20 protein-coding genes are annotated in these 25,255 nt (G+C 62.0%); 5 read left to right on the top strand and 15 right to left on the bottom strand.

What is annotated here, in order from left to right; translation table 11 throughout:
• Positions 1 to 11: 11 nt before the first annotated feature.
• The 4 genes from topA to fadB form a co-directional block, all read right to left on the bottom strand.
• Positions 12 to 2,618, bottom strand: coding sequence for a type I DNA topoisomerase (gene topA, locus OXH74_RS19460; RefSeq protein ID WP_375738429.1), 2,607 nt, complete (start codon positions 2,616 to 2,618; stop codon positions 12 to 14).
• 113 nt (positions 2,619 to 2,731) lie between these two features.
• Entirely contained in the window at positions 2,732 to 2,968 is a 237-nt protein-coding gene (locus tag OXH74_RS19455) for a DUF1653 domain-containing protein (protein ID WP_215370780.1), read from the bottom strand.
• 149 nt (positions 2,969 to 3,117) lie between these two features.
• Positions 3,118 to 4,293, bottom strand: coding sequence for an acetyl-CoA C-acyltransferase FadA (gene fadA, locus OXH74_RS19450; protein WP_375738428.1), 1,176 nt, complete (start codon positions 4,291 to 4,293; stop codon positions 3,118 to 3,120).
• Between the two features lie 19 nt (positions 4,294 to 4,312).
• Positions 4,313 to 6,460: a fatty acid oxidation complex subunit alpha FadB gene (gene fadB / locus OXH74_RS19445; protein WP_375738427.1), complete on the bottom strand. Its 2,148-nt coding sequence runs from the start codon at positions 6,458 to 6,460 to the stop codon at positions 4,313 to 4,315.
• 479 nt (positions 6,461 to 6,939) lie between these two features.
• On the opposite strand from fadB, the gene OXH74_RS19440 reads away from it, so the two are divergent.
• Entirely contained in the window at positions 6,940 to 7,752 is an 813-nt protein-coding gene (locus tag OXH74_RS19440; protein ID WP_375738426.1) for a hypothetical protein, read from the top strand.
• Positions 7,753 to 7,802: 50 nt separating this feature from the next.
• On the opposite strand, the gene OXH74_RS19435 is transcribed toward OXH74_RS19440, so the two are convergent.
• Positions 7,803 to 8,237, bottom strand: coding sequence for a hypothetical protein (locus tag OXH74_RS19435; RefSeq protein WP_375738425.1), 435 nt, complete (start codon positions 8,235 to 8,237; stop codon positions 7,803 to 7,805).
• Positions 8,238 to 8,323: 86 nt separating this feature from the next.
• On the opposite strand from OXH74_RS19435, the gene OXH74_RS19430 reads away from it, so the two are divergent.
• The gene (locus OXH74_RS19430) at positions 8,324 to 8,764 is read left to right on the top strand and encodes a universal stress protein (protein WP_375738424.1); all 441 of its coding nucleotides are present in this window, start codon (positions 8,324 to 8,326) and stop codon (positions 8,762 to 8,764) included.
• 28 nt (positions 8,765 to 8,792) lie between these two features.
• Here OXH74_RS19430 and OXH74_RS19425 read toward each other — a convergent pair whose 3' ends face one another.
• Together OXH74_RS19425 and OXH74_RS19420 are read right to left on the bottom strand one after the other, a co-directional pair.
• On the bottom strand, positions 8,793 to 9,479 hold the full coding sequence (locus OXH74_RS19425; protein ID WP_375738423.1) for a DUF6901 family protein: 687 nt from the start codon (positions 9,477 to 9,479) through the stop codon (positions 8,793 to 8,795).
• A 20-nt stretch (positions 9,480 to 9,499) separates the two neighbouring features.
• Complete coding sequence (locus OXH74_RS19420; RefSeq protein ID WP_375738422.1) at positions 9,500 to 11,410, bottom strand: ATP-binding cassette domain-containing protein; 1,911 nt, start codon at positions 11,408 to 11,410, stop codon at positions 9,500 to 9,502.
• 178 nt (positions 11,411 to 11,588) lie between these two features.
• Between OXH74_RS19420 and OXH74_RS19415 the strand changes: the two genes are divergently transcribed.
• The gene (locus OXH74_RS19415) at positions 11,589 to 13,514 is read left to right on the top strand and encodes a transglycosylase SLT domain-containing protein (protein WP_375738421.1); all 1,926 of its coding nucleotides are present in this window, start codon (positions 11,589 to 11,591) and stop codon (positions 13,512 to 13,514) included.
• A 49-nt stretch (positions 13,515 to 13,563) separates the two neighbouring features.
• On the opposite strand, the gene OXH74_RS19410 is transcribed toward OXH74_RS19415, so the two are convergent.
• From OXH74_RS19410 to yegS, 3 genes are all read right to left on the bottom strand, one after another.
• Positions 13,564 to 14,367 carry an MOSC domain-containing protein gene (locus tag OXH74_RS19410; RefSeq protein ID WP_375738420.1) on the bottom strand — a complete coding sequence of 268 codons (804 nt, stop codon included), beginning with the start codon at positions 14,365 to 14,367 and terminating at the stop codon, positions 13,564 to 13,566.
• 138 nt (positions 14,368 to 14,505) lie between these two features.
• The gene (locus OXH74_RS19405; RefSeq protein ID WP_375738419.1) at positions 14,506 to 15,429 is read right to left on the bottom strand and encodes a chemotaxis protein CheV; all 924 of its coding nucleotides are present in this window, start codon (positions 15,427 to 15,429) and stop codon (positions 14,506 to 14,508) included.
• Between the two features lie 128 nt (positions 15,430 to 15,557).
• A complete protein-coding gene (gene yegS / locus OXH74_RS19400) occupies positions 15,558 to 16,457 on the bottom strand; it encodes a lipid kinase YegS (protein ID WP_375738418.1) in 900 nt (299 codons plus the stop codon).
• A 209-nt stretch (positions 16,458 to 16,666) separates the two neighbouring features.
• Here yegS and OXH74_RS19395 point away from each other — a divergent pair, with 209 nt between their 5' ends.
• Positions 16,667 to 17,365 carry a pirin family protein gene (locus tag OXH74_RS19395; protein WP_375738417.1) on the top strand — a complete coding sequence of 233 codons (699 nt, stop codon included), beginning with the start codon at positions 16,667 to 16,669 and terminating at the stop codon, positions 17,363 to 17,365.
• Positions 17,366 to 17,422: 57 nt separating this feature from the next.
• Here OXH74_RS19395 and OXH74_RS19390 read toward each other — a convergent pair whose 3' ends face one another.
• From OXH74_RS19390 to OXH74_RS19380, 3 genes are read right to left on the bottom strand one after another with little or no spacing between them, the layout of a single operon-like run.
• Positions 17,423 to 18,982, bottom strand: a complete 1,560-nt coding sequence (locus OXH74_RS19390; protein WP_375738416.1) for an FGGY-family carbohydrate kinase — start codon at positions 18,980 to 18,982, stop codon at positions 17,423 to 17,425.
• Between the two features lie 19 nt (positions 18,983 to 19,001).
• A complete protein-coding gene (locus OXH74_RS19385) occupies positions 19,002 to 20,576 on the bottom strand; it encodes a glycerol-3-phosphate dehydrogenase/oxidase (RefSeq protein WP_375738415.1) in 1,575 nt (524 codons plus the stop codon).
• Between the two features lie 2 nt (positions 20,577 to 20,578).
• A complete protein-coding gene (locus OXH74_RS19380; RefSeq protein ID WP_375738414.1) occupies positions 20,579 to 22,174 on the bottom strand; it encodes an FAD-binding oxidoreductase in 1,596 nt (531 codons plus the stop codon).
• Positions 22,175 to 22,305: 131 nt separating this feature from the next.
• Between OXH74_RS19380 and OXH74_RS19375 the strand changes: the two genes are divergently transcribed.
• Positions 22,306 to 23,334, top strand: coding sequence for an AraC family transcriptional regulator (locus OXH74_RS19375; RefSeq protein ID WP_375738413.1), 1,029 nt, complete (start codon positions 22,306 to 22,308; stop codon positions 23,332 to 23,334).
• A gap of 128 nt (positions 23,335 to 23,462) precedes the next feature.
• On the opposite strand, the gene glp is transcribed toward OXH74_RS19375, so the two are convergent.
• Together glp and moaB are read right to left on the bottom strand one after the other, a co-directional pair.
• Complete coding sequence (glp, locus tag OXH74_RS19370) at positions 23,463 to 24,677, bottom strand: gephyrin-like molybdotransferase Glp (RefSeq protein WP_375738412.1); 1,215 nt, start codon at positions 24,675 to 24,677, stop codon at positions 23,463 to 23,465.
• A complete protein-coding gene (gene moaB, locus OXH74_RS19365) occupies positions 24,674 to 25,213 on the bottom strand; it encodes a molybdenum cofactor biosynthesis protein B (protein ID WP_375738411.1) in 540 nt (179 codons plus the stop codon). Before moaB ends, glp begins: the two co-directional genes overlap by 4 nt.
• Positions 25,214 to 25,255 lie beyond the last annotated feature (42 nt).

Genomic DNA, 25,255 nt, shown 5'->3' with positions numbered 1-25,255 from the left:
GCAACAACCGATCAACGCTTGTCTTCGACCTTCCACTTGCCGCCGTCGTAGAAGGCGCGCCAGCCGGTAGGCTTACCCTCGACCTCGGTTTGCACGTACTGCTCCTTGGTCTTGCGACTGAAGCGGATCACCGCAGGGCGCCCTTCGGGATCCTTCTTCGGCGCATCCAGCAAGTAATGGTACTTCGCATCCAGTTCGTCCTTATGGGGGATCAGCTCCATCACCAGCGGAGCGCGGGTCTCGCGGTTTTTCGGGAACTGACTGGCAGCCAGGAACAGGCCGGAAGCTCCGTCACGCAGAACATAGATGTCGTCGACCTTCTCGCACTTCAGCTCCGGCATGCGGATCGGATCGATCTTCGGCGGAGCTGCCTCACCGCTCTTGAGGAGCTTTCGCGTGTTCTTGCAACTGGCATTGGTGCAACCGAAGAACTTACCGAAACGACCCGTCTTGAGCTGCATCTCGCTGCCGCACTTGTCACACTCGAGGCTTGGACCTTCATAGCCCTTGATGCGGTACTGGCCCTGCTCGATCTCGTAGCCCGAGCAATCCGGGTTGTTGCCGCAGATGTGCAGCTTGCGGGTCTCGTCCAGCAAGTAGGCATCCATCGCAGTCGAACAGATTGGGCAGCGATGCTTGCCGCGCAGAACGCGGGACTCGGACTCACCCTCGTCATCAGCAGCGATCTCGTCGCCCGGCACCAGATTGACGGTAGCCTTGCAGCGCTCCTTCGGCGGCAGGCTGTAGCCGGAGCACCCCAGGAACACACCGGTTGAGGCCGTGCGAATCATCATCGGCCGACCGCAATCGCGGCAAGGAATGTCGGTCAGGGTCGGCTGGTTGGCGCGCATACCTTTTTCCGCGCCCTCAGCGAGCTCCAGCTTCGTCCTGAAATCACCATAGAACTCATCGAGCAGGTGCTTCCAGTCACGCTCCCCCTGGGCCACGTCGTCCAGATGCTCTTCCATCCCGGCGGTAAAGCCGTAGTCCATCAGGTTCGCGAAGCTTTCATTGAGCCGTTCGGTGACGATATCGCCCATCTTCTCGGCATAGAAACGGCGGTTATGCACCGTGACGTAGCCCCGCTCCTGGATGGTCGAAATGATCGCGGCATAAGTAGACGGACGGCCAATGCCGCGCTTTTCCAGCTCCTTTACCAAACTGGCTTCGGAGTAACGCGCCGGCGGCTTGGTGAAGTGCTGACTAGGGTCCAGCTTCAGCAATTCGAGCAGTTCGCCTTCGCTCATCTCCGGCAGCACATCGTCTTCGCCCGGCTTGCTCTGTTGTGGCAGGACGCGGGTGTAGCCGTCGAACTTGAGGATGCGGCCCTTGGCACGTAGCTCGAACTTGCCAGCTGCCACGCTGACGCTGGTGGACAGGTATTCCGCCGGCGGCATCTGGCAGGCGACGAATTGGCGCCAGATCAGGTCGTAGAGACGCTCGGCATCGCGCTCCATGCCGGAAAGCTGCGTCGGACGCAGGTTCACGTCAGAAGGCCGGATCGCCTCGTGGGCCTCCTGGGCGCCTTCCTTGCTGGAGTATACGTTTGGTTTGCCCGGCAGATATTTCTGCCCGAACTCGCCCTCGATGAAGCCACGGACCATCCCGATGGCGTCGGCAGAGAGGTTGGTCGAGTCGGTACGCATATACGTGATGTAGCCGGCTTCGTAGAGGCGCTGGGCCATCATCATGGTCTTCTTCACGCCAAAGCCCAGGCGGTTACTCGCCGCCTGCTGAAGGGTGGACGTGATGAACGGCGCGGACGGACGACTGGAGGTCGGCTTATCTTCGCGCTTGGTAACGCTGTACGAGGAAGCCTTGAGCTTCTCAAGGGCCGCCATGGCCTGGGCTTCGTTGACCGGCCTGAAGGCCTCGCCGTTCTCCCGCGCCACTTCGAAACGCACCTTGGCGCCCTTGGAAGTGCCGAGATCGGCATGCACTTCCCAGTATTCTTCCGGGACGAAGGCGCGGATCTCGCGCTCGCGTTCCACAACGAGCTTGACCGCAACCGACTGCACGCGGCCGGCGGATAGGCCACGGGCAATCTTCTGCCAAAGCAGGGGCGAAACCATATAGCCGACTACGCGATCGAGGAAACGACGCGCCTGCTGGGCGTTGACACGGTTGATGTCCAGCTCCCCGGGCCGGGAGAACGCCTCCTGGATCGCCTTCTTGGTAATCTCGTTGAACACCACGCGCTTGTAGCGGCTGTCTTCACCGCCGATGGATTCCCGCAGGTGCCAGGCGATGGCCTCCCCTTCGCGGTCCAAGTCGGTTGCGAGATAGATTGTGTCAGCATCCTTGGCGAGGCGTCGCAGCTCCTCGATCACCTTTTCCTTGCCAGGCAGGATCTCGTACTTGGCCTTCCAGCCGTGCTCGGGGTCTACGCCCATTCGCGCGACCAACTGCCGCTTGGCCTTTTCCTTGGGAGAAAGTGCCGGCGCCTCGGCCGCAGCCTTGCCGCGCTTGGCAGGCTCCTTGCTCGCACTGGCCGAACCACTGGTAGGCAGGTCACGGATATGGCCGATGCTCGACTTCACCACGTACTGGTTGCCCAGGTACTTGTTGATGGTCTTGGCCTTGGCCGGGGATTCCACGATGACCAGCGATTTGCCCATTGATCGGTTTGTTCCTGAATGTAAAAAGTAAAAGGCGGTAGCCGCCTGTCGCGGCACCGCTATATATAGTGGCCAGCGAGGCGCGGTCAAGCGCACCTCGGACCGTGCAGCCCTCAGGGCCGCGGAAAGAGATCGGCTTCAGCGCTCACCAAAGCGAAGCGCGCAATCTGCTCGCCGTCCACCTGCACTGTTTCGGTAAACATGCTCAATGGCCGCACCCAAAGCCCGAACTCACCATACAGGGCCTGGTAGACCACCAGCTCTTCCTCGGTTTCTGAGTGCCGGGCAGTGCCGATGACGCGATACTCCTGCCCCTTGTAATGACGATAGAGTCCCGGCTGCAAGCTCATGGTTCCCTCGAAGTGATAACGGTGGCCTAAGCCGCAAAAGTTGCGCATGGTGCCGATTCAGACGTTCACAGGCCAGCCTTTTCGACGCATTCTCCTCAATAAAGCAAAAAACCGGGGCGCAAGGCCCCGGTTTTTCATTTTCGTGGTGCTTAGAGGCGCTCGAAGATGGTGGTGATGCCCTGACCAAGGCCGACACACATGGTCGACACGCCGAGGGTACCGCCGTTCTGCTTCATCACGTTCAGCAAAGTGCCAGAGATACGTGCACCGGAGCAGCCGAACGGGTGACCCAGGGCGATGGCGCCACCATGCAGGTTGACCTTTTGCTCCATCTTGTCGAGCAGCTTGAGGTCCTTCAGCACCGGCAGGGCCTGGGCGGCGAAGGCTTCGTTAAGCTCGAGGAAGTCGATGTCGTCGATAGTCAGGCCGGCACGCTTGAGCGCCTTCTGGGTCGACGGCACAGGGCCGTAACCCATGATCGCCGGGTCAACACCTGCCACCGCCATTGCGCGCACGACAGCCATCGGCTGGATACCCAGGTCCTGAGCACGCTGGGCGGACATGACGATCATGCAGGAAGCGCCGTCGGTGATCTGCGACGAAGTACCCGCAGTCACAGTGCCACCTTTCGGGTTGAACGCCGGCTTCAGGGCAGCCAAGCTTTCCAGGGTAGTCTCCGGACGGATGGTCTCGTCGAAATCGAACACCTTCAGGAAGCCATTCTCGTCGAAGCCTTGCATCGGGATGATTTCATCCTTGAACTTGCCTTCGACAGTAGCCTTGTGCGCCAACTGATGCGAACGCAGACCGAACTGGTCCTGGGCTTCGCGGCTGATGCCGTGCATCTTGCCTAGCATTTCGGCAGTCAGGCCCATCATGCCCGAGGCCTTGGCCGCGTACAGGGACAGGTGCGGGTTCGGGTCGACGCCATGCATCATGCCAACGTGCCCCATGTGTTCCACGCCACCGACCACGAACACGTCGCCGTTGCCGGTCTGGATGGCCTGCACGGCAGTGTGCAAGGCGCTCATGGAGGAACCACACAGACGGCTGACGGTCTGCCCAGCGCTGGCGTGGGGGATCTGAGTCATCAGCGACGCCATGCGCGCGATATTCCAGCCCTGCTCCAGGGTCTGGTTCACGCAGCCCCAGATCACATCTTCCACTTCGGCCGGATCGACCTTGGCGTTGCGCTCCAGCAGCTTGCTGATCAGGTGCGCGGACATGTCCTCGGCGCGGGTATTGCGGTGCATGCCACCCTTGGAGCGACCCATCGGGGTGCGGCCGAAGTCGACAATGACTGCATCTCTAGGATTCAGGCTCATATTCTTCACTCTCGCTCAATTAGCCGAAAAACTTCTGGCCGTTCTTGGCCATTTCGCGAAGCTTGGCGGTCGGGTGATACAGCGCGCCCAGGTCGGCGTACTTGTCGGCCAGGGCTACGAACTCAGCCACGCCGATGCTATCGATGTAGCGCAGCGCACCACCGCGGAAGGGTGGGAAGCCGATGCCGTAGATCAGGCCCATATCGGCCTCGGCAGCGGTGGCGACGATGCCGTCTTCCAGGCAGCGAACGGTTTCCAGGCACAGCGGGATCATCATGAAATTGATGATGTCTTCGTCGGTGACTTCACGCTGCTCGATGACGATCGGCTTGAGCACTTCATAGGCCGCCGGGTCAGTGACTTTCTTCGGCTTGCCACGCTTGTCCATCTCGTAGGAGTAGAAGCCTTTGCCGTTTTTCTGGCCCAGGCGGTTAGCCTCGTACATGGCGTCAACGGCCGTCTTGCCCTCAACCGCCATACGATCCGGGAAGCCTTCGGCCATGACGTCGCGGCCGTGGTGGCCGGTATCGATGCCGACGACGTCGGACAGGTAGGCCGGACCCATGGGCCAGCCGAACGTCTCCATCACCTTGTCGATGCGCACGAAGTCAACACCGAAGCCAAGCAGCTTGGAGAAGCCACCGAAGTACGGGAACAACACGCGGTTGACCAGGAAGCCAGGACAGTCATTGACCACGATCGGGGTCTTGCCCATCTTCTTGGCGTAGGCGACAGTGGTGGCGATTGCAGTTTCGCCGGATTTCTCGCCACGAATCACTTCCACGAGCGGCATCATGTGTACCGGGTTGAAGAAGTGCATGCCGCAGAAGTTTTCCGGGCGCTTGAGCGCCTTGGCCAGCAGGCTGATCGAAATGGTGGAGGTGTTGGAGGTCAGGATTGCGTCCTCTTTCACCACGCCTTCCACTTCAGCCAGTACAGCTTGTTTGACCTTCGGGTTCTCAACCACCGCCTCGACCACGATGTCGACATTGGCGAAATCGCCATAGGACAGGGTCGGGCGAATGGCGTTGAGAGCCTGGGCCATCTTGGTGGCCGACAGCTTGCCACGGGAGACACGCTTGTCTAGCAGCTTGCTGGCCTCGTTCAGGCCGAGCTGGATGGCTTCCTCACGGATGTCCTTCATCAGGATCGGGGTGCCCTTCACCGCAGACTGGTAGGCAATACCGCCCCCCATGATGCCGGCGCCGAGCACGGCAGCCAGTTTCACTTCCTTGGCAGCCTCGTCGTAGTACTTGGCTTTCTTCTTCAGTTCCTGGTCATTCAGGAACAGTCCGATCAGGCTGGCAGCGACCGGGGTCTTGGCCAGCTTGACGAAACCAGCGGCCTCGACTTCCAGCGCCTTGTCGCGACCAAAGTTGGCAGCTTTCTGGATGGTCTTGATAGCCTCGACTGGTGCCGGGTAGTTCGGACCAGCCTGGCCAGCGACGAAACCCTTGGCGGTCTCGAAGGCCATCATCTGTTCGATGGCGTTGAGCTTTAGCTTCTCCAGCTTGGGCTTGCGCTTGGCCTTGAAGTCCAGCTCACCGACGATGGCACGCTTGACCAGGTCCAGGGCGCCGGCCTGCAGCAACTCAGGCGCAACGACGGCGTCGACAGCGCCGACTTTCAGCGCGTCCTCTGCATTGTTTTCCTTGCCGGAGGCGATCCATTCGATGGCATTGTCGGTACCGATGATGCGCGGCAGGCGCACGGTGCCGCCAAAGCCTGGGTAGATGCCCAGTTTGACTTCCGGCAGACCGATCTTGGCGTTGACGCTCATGACGCGGTAGTCGGCGGCCAGACACATTTCCAGCCCCCCGCCCAGGGCGATGCCATTGATCGCGGCGACTGTGGGGACCTCGAGGTCCTCGAATGCGCTGAAGATCTTGTTGGCTTCGAGATTGCCGGCCATCAGTTCTTCGTCGGGCAGCTGGAAGTTCTCGACGAATTCGGTGATATCGGCGCCGACGATAAATACGTCCTTGCCGCTGCTGACGATAACGCCCTTGACCGAAGCGTCGGCCTTGATGGCTTCGACTGCGCCACGCAGCTCATTCAGGGTGAGACGGTTGAATTTATTGACGGACTCACCCTTGAGGTCGAATTTCAGTTCGACGATACCGCCCTCAAGAGCCTTAACCGTGATGGCTTTACCTTCGTAAATCATCAACTGATCTCCACGGTTTGGAAACTGGACTGTACACATCGGAGCCAACCGGCGGACTCGTCCGCGGCGCAGCCGTCGGAGCATAGTCCCAATCGGTATGGCATACCCGCCGACGCGATATTCGGGCTGGATCAGACGTGCCTGGCAAGACAAACGCTTGATTCATACGCCCGTTTGATTTGGGTGAGCGGAGATTTACGGAAAAGTCGGCGCTTGTCAATTCCATAACGTGACCAGTCGGCCATAGCCAGAACGCCATGAGGCTGCATTTAGACGAGCGTGACAGGTACGGCCTCATCCACATTCATGAGCACGATGAGGCGCCATCAAGATCCATGACTCCGGCCGGAGTCCCGATCAATCGGGCGGTTGGCAAATGGCCTCGGGCAACGGTACATTCGCCCCAGCCTGGTCGGCGCAATGCCTCCAAGCCACCAGAACAACAACAATCGAGGCCTGACGGCCCACGGAGAAGCACCATGACGAGCCGTTTGCTTGCCATTCTGCTATGCGCCCTTTTCATCCTTCCCGCCTGGACTTCATCCGCACACGCTGCAGATCCAGCCACCAGTCTCCTCAAGTTGCACCAGATGCGCTTGGCTGCGCAGCGCAGCCTGGGTGACTTCTATATGTACAACGGGATGGAGGGCGATCAGCGCTATGCGCGGATGATCGACGTATCGGTACAGCTCGCCGACGCTCGACTGAAGGAGCTGACCGGGATGCCCGGAGAAGCCTCCAGTGCCCTGCGCCAGCAGTTGGAGCAGGAGTGGAAGGCCTACGCCAAGGACTTGGCAAACTTGATGGCTGCACTCAAGCAGCAAGGCTTCACTGACCTGCAGCCCGTAGCCGACCTCACCGTCCGCAATCAGCGCCTGCTAGCGCTGAGCAGTGAGCTCTACAGCACGATCCAGCAGGAAGGTGCGACTGTTGTTCCCCCCTTGACCCAGCGCAGCCGCGAACAAAGCCTGATGATGCAGACCATAGCGGTCGACTATGCGTCACGTAGCGCATCGGTGGGCGGTAGCTTTATCGGCGCCAATGGCAGCAAAGCCATCGACCAACTGGCTGGCGAGTTCACCAGTCAGTTGGCAGACCTGCAGGGCGCGCCGCAGAACACCCCACAAATCAGGGAAGCCCTGAGCGAGATCGGCACCAAATGGCGGTATATCGAGAAGTCGCTGAAGAACTACAACGAAAAAAGCGTGCCCTTCCTGGTGAACAAATATTCAGACCGGATCACTGAAGGCTTGGAGGAGGTTTCTGCTCGCTACGCGGCGCTTCAGCTCTGAGCGATACAGTTCCAGCGCGATGTGCCCCTCCCGCTTGCCGCGCCTGCATCTCAGGCCAGCGCCTTGAGCGCTTTGGCGATCTGCTGCAGGTTTTCGACGGTGCCCCGCTCCCCCCACCACAGGGCGATCATCTGCGCGCTGGCCTCGACTTTGTAGACATCCGCTGGCAACCCCGCCAGATGTGCCAGCAGCCGCGCATCGGCGCAGGGCTCGCGCCACTGATTGACCCAGGCTCCTGGCCCATCCTGCCAATAGCACCAACTGTCACGCCCGCGCAGCCGTGCACGGTGGTATTGGGCACAGGACCCAGGCGGTTCTTCTTTCAACCAATGCGGCCACTCCTGGCGCGACAACTGCATCGCAAGCCCCATGCGACGAGCCTCCAGGCGCAGCTCCATGCGCCCACGCAAGCGCTTGGATGGCAGCAGCCAAACCAGCGGGCTAAGCACCGCCAGCAGGAGCAACAGGACAATCCAGAAGGTCATAACAGTTATCCCTACGTAAAAGCCTGTGTTAAACGTTCCAGGCAGCCATACTTGTGATCATGCAGCACCTTAAGGAGGAGTCATCCATGCCCTACCAGCACATATTGGTCGCCGTCGACTTGACCGATGAATGCCACCCTGTGGTACGCCGTGCCCAAGCGCTGGCCCAAGCCAGCAACGCCAAGCTGTCGCTGGTGCATATCGTCGAACCGATGGCCATGGCCTTCGGCGGCGATGTCCCCATGGACCTGTCGATGCTCCAGCAGCAGCAGTTCGACCAGGCGCGAGAAAGGCTGAACACCTTCGCTGGCATCTACCCCGAACTGCTTGCCGACCAGCGCCATCTGGCTTATGGCCAGCCGCGCCAGGAGATCCATCGACTCGCCGAAGAACAGGGTTGCGACCTGATCGTCGTCGGTAGCCACGGCCGGCACGGCCTGGCGTTGCTACTGGGTTCCACTGCCAACGACGTGCTTCACGGCGCGCCTTGCGACGTGCTCGCAGTACGCCTGAAGAAGCCCGCCTGATTCCGCCCGAAACGCGTCGGCGCAGGTTTTACTCGAGGCCTTCGCCGGCGCTCATGACCAGTGGCCGGATCTTCTGCAACTGGGTCTCCAGCGAGTAGGTCATGCTCGACGCCATCGAGAAGAACGTCAGGAACGCCTTGAGGTTGGAGTCCCCTTCGCACGTATCGTGGATCCGCTGCCAGAACGCCTGATTGACCAGCTGGAGTTGCTGGAACAGACGCACCAGCCCCTTCAGCTCCCAATCCGCATGGCGCCCTTCACGGAAGTTGAAGTATTGCCGCGCGAGATAAAGCGAAACAGCGCGCAGGATGAATTCCTGGTTACTGGCAAAAGGCAGGTGCTGATGCGCCATTGGCCTCAGCCTGCCCAATACCGGACAGGCGCTGGTCGCCATGATCACACCCAGCAGGGCCCGCAAGCCCTCCTCCAGCCCCACCACTTTGACGTATTCGCGCTCCGGCGTACGTACGCGGACTTGCGCTTTCTTGAACGCAGGCAACCCCTGGAAGTCCTCGATTACACGATGCAGGTCGACAGCCGCCGGGCAGTGGCTGTGCACAGCCTGGCTCAATGGGCAATTGCTGCACTGGTGGTGTTCCAGCCGCGTCCATTTGGGCGCCCGTTCTGCCTGCACAAGGTCGTAACCACGCTCCAGCTCAATGCGATAATTGAACTCGTGCAGTTCATCTAGGCTGATTTGGTATTCGATGGTCATAGGCGCTGCGCCCCAATCCCTTAGCTGTCTTCCAGTTCAGCCCAACGCTCGATCAGTTGATCCAGTTCCTTTTGCAGGGCATCCAAACGTTCCAGCACCTGGCGCGTCTGTTCGGCTGGGCGCTGGTAGAACGCCGGATCGGAGATCTGTTCCTGCAACCCCACCTGCTCTTGCTCCAGGGCCTCGATCTGCCCTGGGATGGCCTCAAGCTCCCGCTGCAACTTGTAGCTCAGCTTTTTCTTGGCAGCCTCGACTGGTGCCGTTGTCACCGGCGCAGGCTCAGCTGCTTTCGGTGCTGCTGCCTTGGTCTCGCGAGACTCCCCTACGCCGAGCAGACGCGGCGAGCCACCTTGGCGCAGCCAGTCCTGGTAACCACCGACGTACTCACGGACGCGCCCCTGACCTTCGAACACCAGCGTGCTGGTGACGACGTTGTCGAGGAAAGCCCGGTCGTGGCTGACCATCAGCACGGTGCCCGGGAAGCCCAACAACACTTCCTCCAGCAGCTCCAGGGTTTCCACGTCGAGGTCGTTGGTCGGTTCGTCCAGTACCAGCAGGTTTGCCGGTTTGCTGAACAGCTTGGCCAGGAGCAGCCGCGCCCGCTCGCCACCAGAGAGCGCCTTGACCGGTGTGCGTGCCCGCTGAGGGCTGAACAGGAAGTCGCCGAGGTAGCTCAGTACGTGACGATTCTGGCCATCGATGGTGATGAACTCACGGCCCTCAGCGAGGTTGTCGATCACGGTCTTCTCGAGCTCGAGCTGGTGGCGCAGCTGGTCGAAATACGCGACTTCCAGGCGGGTACCGACTTCGACCTTGCCGCTGGTGGGCTGCAGATCACCCAGCAGCAGCTTGAGCAGCGTTGTCTTGCCGGTACCGTTGGCACCCAGCAGGCCAATCCGGTCCGAGCGCTGCAAGACCATGGAGAAGTCGCGGATCAGTGGCTCGCCGCCAGGATGGGCGAAGGTGACATTTTCAACAACCATCACCTGTTTGCCCGATTTGTCCGCTGCTTCCAGCTGGATGCTGGCCTTACCTTGACGCTCGCGTCGCTCCGAACGCTCGGCGCGCATCGCCTTGAGCGCCCGCACGCGCCCTTCGTTACGGGTACGGCGTGCCTTGATACCCTGGCGAATCCAGACTTCTTCCTGGGCCAGACGCTTGTCGAACAGGGCGTTGGCCGTTTCCTCTGCCGCCAGTTGCTGCTCCTTGTGCACCAGGAAGCTGGCGTAGTCGCCGTTCCAGTCGATCAGGTGGCCGCGATCCAGCTCGAGGATGCGGGTCGCCAGGTTCTGCAGGAAGGAACGGTCGTGCGTAATGAACAGCACGGCGCCGCTGAAGCCCAGCAAAGCCTCCTCCAGCCAGGCAATGGCACCGATGTCCAGATGGTTGGTCGGCTCGTCCAGCAACAGCAGGTCAGGCTCGGCAACCAGGGCCTGGGCCAGCAGCACACGACGACGCCAGCCACCGGACAGTTCGGCCAGGGTCTTGTCTGCCGGCAGCTGCAGACGGCTCAAGGTGCTGTCGACCAATTGCTGGAGTCTCCAGCCGTCACGCGCTTCCAGCTCCTGCTGGACATGGGTGAGCTTGGCCAGGTCGGCATCGGTGTGGATGTTCTGGCTCAGGTGGTGATACTCGGCCAGCAGGGCGCCAACCCCTGCCAGCCCTTCGGCAACCACATCGAAAACCGTGCGTTCGTCGGCACGCGGCAATTCCTGGGGCAACTCGCCAATCTTCAGCCCTGGCGCGCGCCAGATCTCGCCGTCATCGGCAAACTGGTCGCCCTTGACCAGGCGCAGCAGGCTGGATTTCCCCGTACCATTGCGCCCGATGATGCAGACCCGCTCGCCACGGGCAATCTGCCAGGACACATGGTCCAGCAGCGGCATGGCGCCGTAGGCGAGGGATACATCGGTGAACTTGAGCAACGTCATGAGGGCCTCCTGAATCAGGGGGCGCATTCTACCCGACTTGCTGCGGCTGCTCGCCTGCATTTTTCGTCACCATTGTGCGCTGGCACGATGCTTTCACCACTTCTGGCTAACAGCTAAGCTAGTCATATCAGGTGCTTGGAAACAGGCATTCACAACGATTCAACTACCCGGAAGTGTCATGCGCGGTCGTCTGCTCAGCCTGTTTTCCTGCTTGCTCCTCTCCACTATCAGCTTGGAGGCTGCGTCAGCATCTCTCGCTCAACAGCGTCTGATGTATGACGAAGCCAAGCGTGCGCTCGCCAAAGGAGACTCGGGCCCCTACCAGCGTTACGCCAATGCCCTGCGCGATTATCCATTGGAGCCCTACCTCGCCTATGACGAGCTGACCGCCCGTCTGAAATGGGCGAGCAATGATGAGATCGAGAAGTTCCTGGCCGAACACGGCGATCTGCCCCAGTCCGGATGGATGAAGCTGCGTTGGCTGCGCTGGCAGGCTGAACGAGGCGATTGGCAGACGTTCGTCAATTACTACGATCCCAAGCTCAACTTCACCGAATTGGACTGCCTGTACGGCCAGTACCAGCTCAAGCACGGCATGAAAACCGAAGGCAGCGCCACTGCGCAGAAACTCTGGCTGGTGGGTAAGTCGCAGCCTGAGGCCTGTGACGTGCTGTTCGGCATGTGGAGCGCGACCGGCCAGCTGACCGAGGAAATGCGCTGGAAACGGGCGAAGCTGGCCGCCGAGGCTCGCAACTATGGCCTGGCCAGTCATCTGGTGAAGACCATGCCCCGCTTGGGCACGCAGGGCAAACTGCTGGTGGAAGTCGCACAGAAACCGCTGATGCTCACCCAAACTGGGCGATTCGTCCCTGCTGACCGGCATATGGCGGACGTTGTCGGCCTCGGTCTGCGTCGCCTGGCCCGCCAGGATCCGGAAAAGGCCCTGGATCTGCTGGAAACCTATGCCGCCCGCCTGCCCTTCTCCAAGGAGGAAAAGGTGGCCATCGCCCGCGAAGTCGGCCTGACATTGGCCAAACGCTTCGACTCCCGCGCCCTCAAGGTGATGGCCCAGTACGACCCCGAACTGCGCGACAACACCGTCAGTGAGTGGCGTGCCCGCCTGATGCTGCGCCTGGGCCAATGGCAGGACGCCTACCAGCTGACCCAGCGCATGCCCGAGGAGTTGGCCAAGACCAACCGCTGGCGCTACTGGCAGGCTCGCAGCCTGCAACTGGCCCATCCCCAGAGCCAGCAGCCAGTCCCGCTATACCAGCCGGTGGCCCGCGAGCGCGATTTCTACGGTTTCCTCGCCGCTGACCGCATCCAGGCGCCATACCAGCTCAATAACAAGCCGCTGGCGCTCGACCCCAAGGTTGTGCAGAAGGTTCGCAACACTGCAGGCATCCGCCGCGCCCTTGAGTTCCATGCCCGCGGTCAGATCGTCGACGGTCGCCGCGAGTGGTACCACGTCAGTCGCCTGTTCAACCGCGACGAATTGGTGGCGCAAGCAAAACTGGCCTACGACATGCAGTGGTACTTCCCGGCTATTCGCACCATCAGCCAGGCGCAGTACTGGGACGACCTGGATATCCGCTTCCCGATGGCGCACCGCTCCGCCCTCACCCAGCAAGCCAAGGCCCGCGGCCTCCACTCTAGCTGGGTCTTCGCGATCACTCGCCAGGAAAGCGCCTTCATGGCCGATGCGCGCTCAGGAGTCGGCGCCATGGGCCTGATGCAACTGATGCCTGCCACGGCCAAGGAAACCGCGCGCAAGTTCGGTATTCCCCTGGGCTCGCCGAAACAGGCGTTCAACCCCGACGTGAACATTCAGCTGGGTGCCGCCTATCTGAGCCAGGTGCATGGCCAGTTCAACGGCAACCGCGTGCTGGCATCCGCCGCCTACAACGCCGGCCCTGGTCGCGTACGCCAGTGGCTGCGCGGCGCCAACCACCTGTCGTTCGATGTCTGGGTGGAAACCATTCCATTCGACGAAACCCGCCAGTACGTGCAGAACGTACTGTCCTACTCGGTAATCTACGGGCACAAGCTCGACGCGCCGCAGCCCCTGGTGGACTGGCACGAGCGCTACTTTGACGATCAGTGAGACATGAAGAAGGGCGCCGGATGGCGCCCTTCCTCTTCGGGGCTGGAATCTATTCCAGCACCTCAACGTTCATCCCTACGTCGAGAACCCCGGCACCCCGGTTGATCAGGTTCTGCCCGAAGTACACCTCCCCCTCCCGCTCGCGATAAGTCTTGAGCGTAGTCAGCGGTTCCCGGTCTGCACTTCGCTCCCCGGTCTTCGGATCGATGGTAGTGAGAATGCATCGACTGCAGCCCTTGGCCACGCTGAATTCGATGCCACCGATGCGAATACGCTTCCACCCGTCTTCGGCGTAAGGCGTGCTTCCCTCCACCACCAGGTTCGGTCGGAAGCGGAGCATCTCCAGCGGGCGTCCTACTCGTTCACTGAGATCATCCAGTGAAGCCTGGCCGATCAGCAGCAGCGGAAAGCCATCGGCGAACCCCACTTTCTCCTCTGGCAGGAGGCTTCCCGGAATGTCTCGTGCCCGGTGATCCGGCACATGCACCAGACGACAAGCCTTGCCGAGGAAGCCACTGAGCCATTCCGCCGCCTCATCGCCAGCGTCCGGCACATGCATGGATGAGCCCCAGACGAAAGCGCCGCGCAGGTTCGCATCAGCATCCGGCAAAGCAACTTCCAGTGTCGCGAGGCCTTCTGTGCTCAGCGTCAGGCCGCCCGCGGCATTCCAGCGGGCCATCAGCTGCGACATGATCGGGTAGGCCCTCTGGGTGAGGAAACGGCCATTCTCGGCATCCACCAGCATCCAGCGTCGGTCGCCTGCCAGGCCCAGCGCATCGATACGAGCGCTTTGCAGCGCTTCGCCGATGGCAGATTTCATCGGGTAACGATAGATCTCGGAGAGTCGCAACATCGGCCAGCGTCCTGTTCGGCTAAACAGCGAAACAGCTGTTATACGGAAGCTGCGTGCACAGTCCAACCCTTTCAAACGCTGTCGATATGAGTTTGTTAACGGATCCGGTCCACGATCCATTCGCGAGCGAACTCGCTCCTACTCGCGGCGCAAGCGATCCAGTACCACGTCCACCAGGCGATCCGGTTGGAACTTCGAGAGGAAATTGTCACATCCGACCTTCTTCACCATGGCATCGTTGAAGCTGCCGGACAGGGACGTGTGCATGACCACGTAGAGGTCACGCAGGCGCGGGTCGTTGCGGATCTCCGTGGTCAGGCGATAGCCGTCCATCTCCGGCATTTCCGCATCGGTGAACACCATCAGCAGCTTGTCGGTCATAACCTCGCCGCTGTCGGCCCATTTCTTGAGCAGGTTAAGGGCTTTCAAGCCATCGCTGGCGATGTGCATGCGCATGCCCAGTTGGGAAAGCGTCTCCCGCAACTGCGTCAGGGCGACACTGGAGTCGTCCACCAGCAGCACCTCACGGCCCACGGCCCGCTGCAGGAGTGGCTCGCCCAGGCGCTCACTGGAAACGCGAGTGCTCATAGGCACGATTTCGGCCAGCACCTTCTCGACATCGATGACTTCAACGATCTGCTCGTCGACCTTGGTGATGGCGGTCAGGTAATGCTGCCGCCCTGCTCCGCCCGGCGGCGGCATGATGGATTCCCAGTTGAGGTTGAGGATTCGATCCACCCCTCCGACCAGGAATGCCTGCACCGAACGATTGTACTCGGTGACGATGATCGTGCTGCGCTCATCCGGCACCAGCGGGCGCATGCCGATGGCCTGGGAAAGATCGATCACCGGCAACGTCTGGCCGCGCAGGTTGACCACGCCACAAACTACCGGGTGACGCTGCGGAATCAGCGTCATCTTCGGCAGCTGCAGCACCTCCTGGACCTTGAAAACGTTGATGGCGAAAAGCTGGCGGCCGCTGAGGCGGAACATGAGAATTTCCAGTCGGTTCTCGCCCACCAGTTGCGTGCGTTGATCGACGGTGTCGAGAATGCCGGCCATTGAAACCTCCTCTACTGCGATGGGTACGGGTAGCTACGGCAAGTCATCGGCAGCAGCCGGAAAAACTGAAGCCCTATAGCACCGCGCTGTCATGCCAAAGCCAATACCCTGACACCAGCCCAGGGCATTCACCGGGCCCCGAGCAAAGGCGAGTCTGGCGGCAGGTGAATACGCACGGCACCGGCGCGTGCGCTGAATCGCAAACCACGACTCTCCAACGGCTCGCCATCGAGATTGATGTCCAGACCTTCGGGCGCCTCTACTTCGACCCAGGGCAAACGCGCACTGATGGACACGGACTCGAGTCCCAACACACCACCGGAGAGGAGCGTCGTAAGAGTGCCCACGACATCCTGAGGAGCGGGGACGATGCAAAGATCAAGCAATCCATCATCGATTTCAGCCTGAGGGCAAAGGACATGACCGCCCCCGGCCTGGCGGCCATTGCCAATACCCAAGGCAAGAAACTCACCTTTCCAGTTGAAATTCGGCCCGCGGAATCGACCGTAAGCAGAATGGACTTCGGAAAAGTGACTCAATCCGGTGAGCAGGTAAGCTGCACCACCCAGCACCTTTTTCAGCTCTTCCGGGGTATTGGCGGTGATCTTCGAGCCGAAACCGCCAGTGGCCATATTGAGGAACAGGTGGCCATCGGCTTCCCCCAGATCAACGGGACGCGCCTGCACATCCAGCATTGCCAGCGCTTCGTTCGGAAGCAGCGGCACGCCTGCCGCACGCGCAAAGTCATTGGCAGTGCCGAGGGGCATTAACACCAGGCTGGCATCGGCTCGGGCAAGCGCCATGGCCTCCGCTACTTCCCTGACCAGGCCATCACCACCACCCGCGATCAGGGTCGAGTAGCCGGCAGCCAGAGCCTCGTTCACCAACCGTTGGGCATCGCCGGCCTCCCAGGTCACTCGTACAGCCAGCTCCCAGCCTGCCTTGCGTCGTCGCTGCACGGCGGCCCGCACCTCTTCATTGATCGCCTGCTTGCCATGCAGGATCAGCAACGCCTTGCGCTCACTCATCAACCGCTCCGGAAGGGTTCAATCGCCGGAGTATAGGCCGGCAAAAGCAAGCTCCCTTCGCTTCAGCGAATGCCTGACCACCCCAAATACATTCATTTATTAGATTGGAAATCTCGACTATTTGCGCTTTTTATCGATATTAAGTTGATAGAACATGCCGACCATCCATCGCGGGGAAGCAGCCCCACGATCAGAGAGGAGATCCGACCATGATCGAAGTACGCCCCTTTGCCGAACTGGGCGGCGCCCACCACGGCTGGCTGAATGCCCGCCACCATTTCTCGTTCGCCGGCTACTACGACAGCCAGCGCATGAACTGGGGTCAGCTGCGGGTTTGGAACGATGACGAGATCGCGCCGCATTCAGGCTTCCCGCCGCACCCGCACCAGGATATGGAAATCATCACTTACGTCCGAGATGGCGCGATTACCCACCAGGACAACCTGGGCAACAAGGGCCGCACTGAGGCGGGCGATGTGCAGGTGATGAGCGCCGGTACCGGCATTGCCCACAGCGAGTACAACCTGGAAGACGAGACCACCCGGATCTTCCAAATCTGGATCATGCCAACGCAGTACGGCACCGCGCCGTCCTGGGGTACACGCCCGTTTCCCAAGGGGGAGCGCTCCGGCAGCTTCGTAACCCTGGCGAGCGGCATGGATGAAGGTGGCGACGCCCTGCCGATCCGCGCCAATGCCCGCCTGGTGGCGGCCACGATCAAGGCTGGGCAGACCGCCGAGTATCGCTTGGAAAACAGCCGCAAGGCCTACCTGGTCGCCGCCAAGGGCCGCTATGAGGTCAACGGCGTCCCCGCCGAAGCGCGCGACGGTGTTGCGGTGAGGGACGTCGAGGTCCTCCGCTTCACCGCCAGCGAAGACAGTGAAATCGTCCTCGTGGATGTGGCCTGATACAACTGCCCCCCTCTCCCACAGGGTGAGGGGCGGCAGCAGCGCCGCCCAAACACGTCAGGCCGGATAACCGGTAATCTCGCGAATCTTCCGATACAGCGGCCGCAGTTGCTGATACATCCCCTGATAGACCTCGCGATACAGGCGCTCATAGATGCCCCGTGCCTGCGGGTTTGGGTGGAATACCTGACCGACCCGCGTCATGGCGCTGATTGCGCTGGGGAAGTCGGGATACAACCCCAGCCCCACCGCGCAGTCGATGGCGGCACCCAGCCCTGAGGTCTCGTAGACATGCGGCCTTTCCGCCGGCAGCCCAAAGATATCGGCGGTGATCTGCATCGCCGCATCGCTCTGCGAACCGCCACCGGATACCCGCAGCCGGCTGATCCGCGTTCCCGAGCGCTTTTCAATGCGCTCCTTGCCTTGGCGCAGGGCGTAGGCCAGCCCCTCGAGAATGGCGCGGTAGAGATGAGCACGCGTATGCACATCACCAAAACCAATGATCGAGCCCTTGGCCTCCAGGCCCGGCTCGCGGATGCCCGGCGACCAGTACGGCTGCAACATCAACCCCATGGAGCCCGCTGGTACGCTGTTCACCAGCTCGTCGAACAAGTCTTCTGGCTCGACCCCCAGCTCCCCGGCTCGCTGCATCTCATGCAAGCCGAACTCCTGCTTGAACCAGCTGACCATCCAGAAGCCTCGATGGATCATCACCTCGGTATTGAACTGATCCGGGATCGCCGCAGGGTAAGGCGGTATCAGTGGAATCGTCTCGAGATACTGGCTTCGCGTAGTGTTGATGGTTGCTGTCGTGCCATATGAAAGGCACGCAATGCTCGGCTCCACCCCGCCCGCCCCGAGCACTTCGCAGGCCTTGTCGGCGCCGGCGGCAATCAGCGGCAGACCTTCGGGGATGCCTGTGAGTCGGCTGGCCATCGCGCTGATGCTGCCCAAGCGCTCGCCCGGCTTGCAGAGCTCCGGTAACTGCTCACGGCGTACCGGCATGGACTGCCACTTCCAGTCACGCGGGGCGGCCCACTGCAAGCGCTTGTAGTCGAACGGCAGATAGGCAACCTGGCAGGCCACCGAATCCACGAAGCGACCACACAGGCGATGGGTGAGAAAACCCGATAGGAGCAGGACCTTGTGGGTGCGCGACCACACCTCGGGCTGGTTCTGCGCCACCCAGTTGGCTTCGGCCTGGGCACGAAAATAGTCCACCGTGGCTTCTTCACCTATCAGCTTGAACAGCCACCCCCAAGGCCCCTTGATGCGACCCCGCACCTCGGCCTGACGCTGATCGAGCCAGAGGATCGCCGGGCGCAAAGGCGCACCCTGCTGATCAACATTGATCACCGTGCCGCGCTGAGTGGTGAGCGAGACACCACGGATCAATCGCTTGTCGATGTCTACCGAAGCCCAGAGGCGCTGGCACGCCTCCCCCAGACTGGCCCAGTAATATTCTGGGTCCTGCTCGGCCCAGCCCGGCTGGCTGGAAAAATAGGCCTCCAGTGGCACCTTGCCCTTGCCCACCAGGTTGCCATCCAGGTCGAACAACAGGGCGCGTACGCTCTGGGTGCCGTTGTCGATGGCCAGCAGGTAACTCTTTTCGCTCACGGTACGGTCCTTGTTCTTGTTATTCAGGCAAGCTGTAGCAACGCTGCCATAGCGCCTGGTACTGCTGGACTTCACTCGACCAACGCTCATCGTCCCAGCCCAGCAACGGCTGACACAGGGCCCGGATCCGCTGGAGCTCTGCCTGCGCGCCAGCCGGCAGCAACAGGCCCAGACGCGTCCGTCGCAGCAACAGGTCATCGAGATGCAGGACCAATTCGCCTTGGGCCGCCCAGGCCAACTCCGCCCAGAGCGTGTCGGTTACACCCACGCGCTCGACGCCCAAACGCTCGATCATGCGTGCCAGCCCAGGTAGCGCACGCCCGTAGCGACCTGCCATCCGCCGCTGCTGGGCCGGCGAGAGGCCGAGCAGCGCCGGGACAGCGCAAGGCGTGAACACCTCGGCGTCGCTATCGGCCGGTGGGCGATCGACGAAGCCGCTGCACGCCTGCAACACCTCCAGGGCCAGCAGGCGGAAGGTGGTCAGCTTGCCGCCTGCCAGAGTCACGCAGCCCTGCTCCACCCATAGCGCATGCTCGCGCTTCTCATCAGAAGGCTTGACCCCTGCCTCCCCGTCGCTGACCACCGGTCGAACACCTGACCAAGTGGAGAGCACATCGCCTCGTGAAATGGCTGCGGCAGGAAACTGTGCGGCACAGGCAGCCAGCAGATAGTCGACTTCCGCCGAACTGATGCGTGCATCCTGGTCCAGGCCGTCGGCGTGATCGAGATCAGTGGTGCCGATCACCGTGGCCCCTTCCCAGGGGAAGACAAAGACCGGTCGCCCATCTACCGGATGCATGAAGCTGATGGCGTGAGCCAGGGGCAAGCGCCAACCGGGCAGTAACAGGTGACTGCCACGCAATGGACGAATTCGCTCGGGACTTCCGGCAGCACGCAGGCGATCCGCCCAGGCGCCAGTAGCCAGAGCTACGCTCCGGGCACGAAAGTCAAAGCAGCGGCCGCTTTCCACGTCCTCCGCCCGCAGGCCCGAAACCTGGCCGTTTACGCGTAACAGTTCCAGCACACGCATGCCATTCAGCGCTTCGCCGCCATCACTCCGCGCCTCACCGAGCACGCGCATCACCAGGCGTGCATCATCGGTGACCGCATCGAAGAAGCGCGTGCCACCCTGCAGCCCGTCCTCCTTCAGCCCGGGCACCAGGTAGCGCAATTGCTGCAGCGGGAAGAAGGCGTGGTTTCGCCGGCCGGCCAGCGCATCGTAGAGCGTCAGCAGACTGCCAAACACCCTGGGACCGGGAAACCCACCGCAATGAAGCATCACGAAGCTCAATGGATCGACCAGTCCCGGCGCCTCGGCAAGCAGGCGCTGGCGCTCGCGCACCGAGGCACGCGTCAGGGCGAACTGACCCTTGGCGATATAGCGCAATCCTCCATGCACCATCTTCGAAGAGCGACTGGACGTGCCCCAGGCGAAGTCACGTTGCTCCAGCAACAGGCACTTCCAGCCGCGCCGCGCCGCCTCGCGGAGGATGCCTGCGCCGCAGATGCCGCCGCCGACCACGATCAGGTCCCACTCCTGCGCGGCCAGCTCGGGCAACTGTCGGGAGCGCCACTCGGCATTCCAGACGACCATGCTCAATCCTCGATCAGCACGCCGGGAGCAAGGCGCCGCTCGGGGTCGAAATGCGATGCCATCGCCCGCAGTGCCGCCATGCCCAGTGGCCCCTTCTCCACCGGCAGCCAGGGCGCGTGATCGCGCCCCACGCCATGTTGATGGCTGATGGTGCCGCGATTGCGGGCGATGACCTCGCTGGCCGCCGTCTTCAGCTTGCGCCAGCGCCTCAGGGCCTCGGCATAGCCGCCGCCGGGACGATAGACGTAGGTGGTGTAGATGCTCGAACCTTCGCCATAGACGTGGGAGAGATGGGTGAACACATGCACCTGCTCGCCCTCCTCCGCCAGGCCATCGCGCAGACTGCCTTCCATGAGGTTGAGCAGGCGGTCGACGTTCACCCAGTCGGTGGCCGTTTCCAGGGTGTCCACCACGTAGCCCGCCTCCCACAATGCGTGACGCAGGTAAGGGAAGCGAAAACGGTTCTCCGCCCACTTCTTGCCGAGTAAGGTGCCAGTGAACACGCCGCCAAATCTTTTCAGCAGCCGTTTCGCCTGCTTCAACGAGGCGATGTTCTGACCCCGGGTGCCGGTAACACCAAAGGTCAGCATGCACTTGCCGATCCCGGCGCCACGCAAGGCCAGATACTTCTCCAGCAACGCGATCTGCCTCGGATGCCCGGCCAGCGCGAGTTGGGTTTCAGTCTCGATGGCGTTGGACAGGCGCAGCATGGACAGCGGCACCCGCGCCTGCGCCAGGGTGCGGATGCCCAGCAAGGCCGCCTCCCAACTGGGCATGAATACGGAGTAGAACGCCTCGTCTTCTGCCAGTCGACCGACCCGCACCTTGACCTCGGAGATGACACCGAAACGCCCCTCGGAACCTAGCACCAACTCACGCAGATCAGGCCCCGCCGACGAGGCGGGGAAGGTCGGTAACTCCAGCGGGCCGGCGAAGGTTTCCAGGGTGCCGCCAGCGAAGAGTTGCTCAATGCGCCCATAACGCAGTGACTGCTGGCCACTGGAGCGACTGGCCACCCAGCCGCCAAGGGTCGAAAGCTCCCAGGATTGCGGGAAATGTCCAAGGGTAAAGCCCCGTGCACGCAGCTGGCTCTCCACCTGCGGCCCGTTAGCGCCCGGGCCGAAGGTGGCAAGCTGACTCTCCTCGTCCAGCTCCAACAGGCGATTCATGCGTTCCAGCGACAGGGTCAGCACAGGCTTGGCACTGGCCTGAGGGTTGATATGCCCGGCCACCGACGTCCCACCGCCGTAGGGAATCAACAGCACATCATGCTCGGCGGCCCAGGCCAGCAACTGGCGAACCTGTTCTGCTGTCTCCGGGAAGGCCACTCCATCGGGAAAGCAACCAAAGGTGCCTTCGCGCATTGCCAGCCAATCCGGCAGGCTCTGGCCACGGGCGTGGCGCACGCGCACCTCGGCATCCAGGCTGACCAATGGGTGAGCGGCGAGGCGCGAAGCCGGCACCTGTGCCAGCACCTGCGCCAGGCTTGCATCGACCAAAGGCTGGCCGGCGCCGATGCGGGCAGCCAGGAACGCCTGCCCATTGGAGGGCAGTTCCACCACTGTTGCCTCATCTCCCCAGCCATTCCAACGTCGCATGCCGCTCTCCTTGTTCGAGTTGTTTCGGAGCTTTTCAATGGCTGCCTATACTAGCCAGCCGCGCAAGGACGTCACTGTCGGATCGGGACAGCGACCCTTGCCAATCAGGACAACCCAGAACAAGAACTCACATGCAATCGCTTGGCTATACCTCAGTCCCCGCTCTTCTCAAATACCTTCGCCACGCCGAACAGCTTGGCCTCGACCAGAGTGTCGCGCTACAGGCCGCAGGCCTCAGCGCTCAGGACCTGGCCGACAATGGCAAACGCTTGCCCAGCGAAACCCACGAACGCCTGCTAAAGCACTTTATCCAGGTGTCTGGCGATTCGCTCTTCGGCTTGCACTCGGCGCGCTTCGTGCAGCCGGGGTCCTGGAGCGTGCTGGGCTACATCACCATGAATTGCGCCACCCTGGGCGAAGCCATGAGCCGTATAGCGCCCTACGAAAAGCTCGTGGGTGACATGGGCACTAGCCGCATCGAGGCTGAAGACGACCTAGTGCGGATGATCTGGAGCTGCCGTCACCAGGACCCGGCCATCCGCCGTCACATGGTGGAGAACGTGCTCGCCTCCTGGCTGCTCTATGCGCGCTGGATCGCCGACATGCGGCGCTCCCCGCGCGAAGTCTGGTTCGAGCACGCGCAGCCGATAGACACTCGCCTGGAGGATTACGAAGAGGTCTTCGGTTGCCCGGTACGCTTCGAGCAGCCTTGCAACGCCCTGCTGGTACCGCTCGAGTATCTGAGCGTCCCGCTACGCCAGGCCGACGCTAACCTGCTGCGCACCTTGGAAGAACACGCCCTGGCCCTGATGGCCGGGCTGGACGACGACGAGCCGCTGCCACAGCGCGTGAAGAACGCGCTGCGTTTGTTGATGAAAGACGGACTACCGCGCAAGGAGCGCGTGGCGGAGAAATTCAACATGACGGTGCGCACTCTGCAACGCCATCTGCAGCAGGCCGGCACTAGCTACCAGCAAATCCTCGATGGGCTGCGCCAGGACCTGGCCGAACACTATCTGCTGCGCAGCGACCTGCCGATCCAGGACATCGCCAGCTACCTCGGCTTCACCGAATCGCGCTCCTTCCATCGCAGCTTCAAGGCCTGGACCGGGCAGACGCCAGGGGAATACCGCGAGGCGAAACGGCGAGCTGGGGGCTGATCGCTTTCTGTAGGGGCAAATTCATTCGCGAAGGGCCGCAAAGCGGCCCCTTGGCCCTTGAAGGGCAGGCCAATGGCACGCTGGGCGAATGAATTCCCCCACAGGGTTAGTGCATGCTAGCCCCAGTGCTACGCCTGAATCTCGCTCAGCGGAATAAAACGCACGCTGTCACCCTCAGCCAGCGCGGTGCCCTCCAGCACCTCCACAAGCCCCTCAGCCCAGGCCGCGCTGCGCAGCACGCCTGAACTCTGGTTCGGGTAAATGACCGCGCGACCATGCTCCAGGCGCGCACGCAAGTATTCGCGACGATTGCCCGGCTTCTTCCAGACGAAACCGGCAGGCACCGTGAAGCCCAGCGGCTCGACCTCCTGAACCCCAAGACGACGCAGCAGGTAAGGCCGCGCCAGCAATCCGAAGGTCACCAGCGTCGAGGCTGGGTTACCGGGTAAGCCAATCACCGGTACGCCACGAAAATGCCCAAAGGTCAGCGGTTTTCCTGGTTTGATCGCCAGCTTCCAGAGAGCCAGTTCGCCCTCCTCACGCAATGCATGGCCGAGAAAGTCCGCCTCGCCGACGGAAACGCCACCCGTGGAAAGAATCAGGTCCACATCCGACAACCCCGTCAACGCGGCACGCGTCAGCTCCAGGTCGTCGGCGAGGATACCGGCATCCACCACGGCGCAACCCAGGCGCTTCAACCAGGCAATCAGCAGGGCGCGGTTGCTGTTATAGATCTGTCCCGGTCCCAGCGGCTGGCCCGGCGGCACCAACTCATCCCCCGTAGACACGACAGCCACCCGAGGCCGGCGTCGCACAGTCAGCTCAGCTGCACCGAGGGAAGCGGCAAGCCCCATCTCGATCGGGCCCATGCGGGTGCCGGCTGGCAGTACCGTTTCGCCCCGGCGCGTCTCCTGCCCTTGGGGGCGGACATTCTGGCCTCGCCTCAGCGGCTCACTGAAGGCCACTCGGCCATCGGTCTCGACATTAGCGTTCTCCTGCATCTCCACTGTGTCGGCCCCTTCGGGCAGAGGTGCACCGGTAAAGATGCGCGCGCAGGTGCCCGGTTGTAGCGGCTGCGGCGCGCTACCGGCCAGAATCCGCTGACTCACGACCAGGGGCTCGCCAGTCCAGTCCGCCAGGCGCAGGGCATAACCGTCCATCGCGCTGTTGGCCCAGGGCGGTAAGTCAAGTCCGGCCACCAGGGGCACAGCGAGAACTCGACCATCAGCCTCGGCGAGGGCAACCTGTTCATCACCTGCAATTGGCGCGGATTCGGCCAACGCCAGCAGGCGGGCCAGGGCCTCTTCTACCGGCAGCAGGCCGGCATGGTCGCAACCACTCATCCGCGGCTCTCGCACGCCCCAACCTGCTTCAGGTGCGGCACGAAGTTGCAAGGGCGATGACGGTTATCCAGTTGCTCACCCAGGATGCCGTCCCAGGCAGTGCGACAGGCGTTGGTGGAGCCCGGCAGGCAGCACACCAGGGTGCCATTCGCCAGCCCCGCCAGCGCTCGGGATTGCATGGTCGAAGTACCGATGTCAGTCACGGAAATCTGCCGGAAGTATTCGCCGAAGCCTTCTACTTGCTTGTCGAGCAGGCAGCTCACCGCTTCTGGCGTGCTGTCGCGGCCGGTAAAGCCTGTGCCACCGGTGATCAGCACCACTTGCACACTGTCCTCGGCGATCCAGGTGGCTACCTGGGCGCGGATCTTGTACAGATCGTCCTTGAGCATCACCCGGGCGGCCAGGTTGTGGCCGGCGGCAGTCAGACGATCAACGAAGAGCTGCCCGGAAGTATCGGTTTCCAGGGTGCGGGTATCGCTGACGGTGAGAACGGCGATATTCAGCGGCACGAACACCGCCTCGGCCTTGTGACTCATGGCTGGTTTCCAGTTGTTAGAGTGAATGGCCGGTGTTATATC

Origin of the sequence: Metapseudomonas boanensis (assembly GCF_042232855.1) — a bacterium.
GTDB lineage: Bacteria > Pseudomonadota > Gammaproteobacteria > Pseudomonadales > Pseudomonadaceae > Metapseudomonas > Metapseudomonas boanensis.
This window is presented reverse-complemented; position numbering and strand designations above follow the sequence as displayed.

Coding starts and splice junctions, on each gene's coding strand:
- topA (WP_375738429.1), bottom strand. CDS start 2,618: ATGGGCAAATCGCTGGTCATCGTGGAATCCCCGGCCAAGGCCAAGACC.
- OXH74_RS19455 (WP_215370780.1), bottom strand. CDS start 2,968: ATGAGCTTGCAGCCGGGACTCTATCGTCATTACAAGGGGCAGGAGTAT.
- fadA (WP_375738428.1), bottom strand. CDS start 4,293: ATGAGCCTGAATCCTAGAGATGCAGTCATTGTCGACTTCGGCCGCACC.
- fadB (WP_375738427.1), bottom strand. CDS start 6,460: ATGATTTACGAAGGTAAAGCCATCACGGTTAAGGCTCTTGAGGGCGGT.
- OXH74_RS19440 (WP_375738426.1), top strand. CDS start 6,940: ATGACGAGCCGTTTGCTTGCCATTCTGCTATGCGCCCTTTTCATCCTT.
- OXH74_RS19435 (WP_375738425.1), bottom strand. CDS start 8,237: ATGACCTTCTGGATTGTCCTGTTGCTCCTGCTGGCGGTGCTTAGCCCG.
- OXH74_RS19430 (WP_375738424.1), top strand. CDS start 8,324: ATGCCCTACCAGCACATATTGGTCGCCGTCGACTTGACCGATGAATGC.
- OXH74_RS19425 (WP_375738423.1), bottom strand. CDS start 9,479: ATGACCATCGAATACCAAATCAGCCTAGATGAACTGCACGAGTTCAAT.
- OXH74_RS19420 (WP_375738422.1), bottom strand. CDS start 11,410: ATGACGTTGCTCAAGTTCACCGATGTATCCCTCGCCTACGGCGCCATG.
- OXH74_RS19415 (WP_375738421.1), top strand. CDS start 11,589: ATGCGCGGTCGTCTGCTCAGCCTGTTTTCCTGCTTGCTCCTCTCCACT.
- OXH74_RS19410 (WP_375738420.1), bottom strand. CDS start 14,367: ATGTTGCGACTCTCCGAGATCTATCGTTACCCGATGAAATCTGCCATC.
- OXH74_RS19405 (WP_375738419.1), bottom strand. CDS start 15,429: ATGGCCGGCATTCTCGACACCGTCGATCAACGCACGCAACTGGTGGGC.
- yegS (WP_375738418.1), bottom strand. CDS start 16,457: ATGAGTGAGCGCAAGGCGTTGCTGATCCTGCATGGCAAGCAGGCGATC.
- OXH74_RS19395 (WP_375738417.1), top strand. CDS start 16,667: ATGATCGAAGTACGCCCCTTTGCCGAACTGGGCGGCGCCCACCACGGC.
- OXH74_RS19385 (WP_375738415.1), bottom strand. CDS start 20,576: ATGGTCGTCTGGAATGCCGAGTGGCGCTCCCGACAGTTGCCCGAGCTG.
- OXH74_RS19380 (WP_375738414.1), bottom strand. CDS start 22,174: ATGCGACGTTGGAATGGCTGGGGAGATGAGGCAACAGTGGTGGAACTG.
- OXH74_RS19375 (WP_375738413.1), top strand. CDS start 22,306: ATGCAATCGCTTGGCTATACCTCAGTCCCCGCTCTTCTCAAATACCTT.
- glp (WP_375738412.1), bottom strand. CDS start 24,677: ATGAGTGGTTGCGACCATGCCGGCCTGCTGCCGGTAGAAGAGGCCCTG.
- moaB (WP_375738411.1), bottom strand. CDS start 25,213: ATGAGTCACAAGGCCGAGGCGGTGTTCGTGCCGCTGAATATCGCCGTT.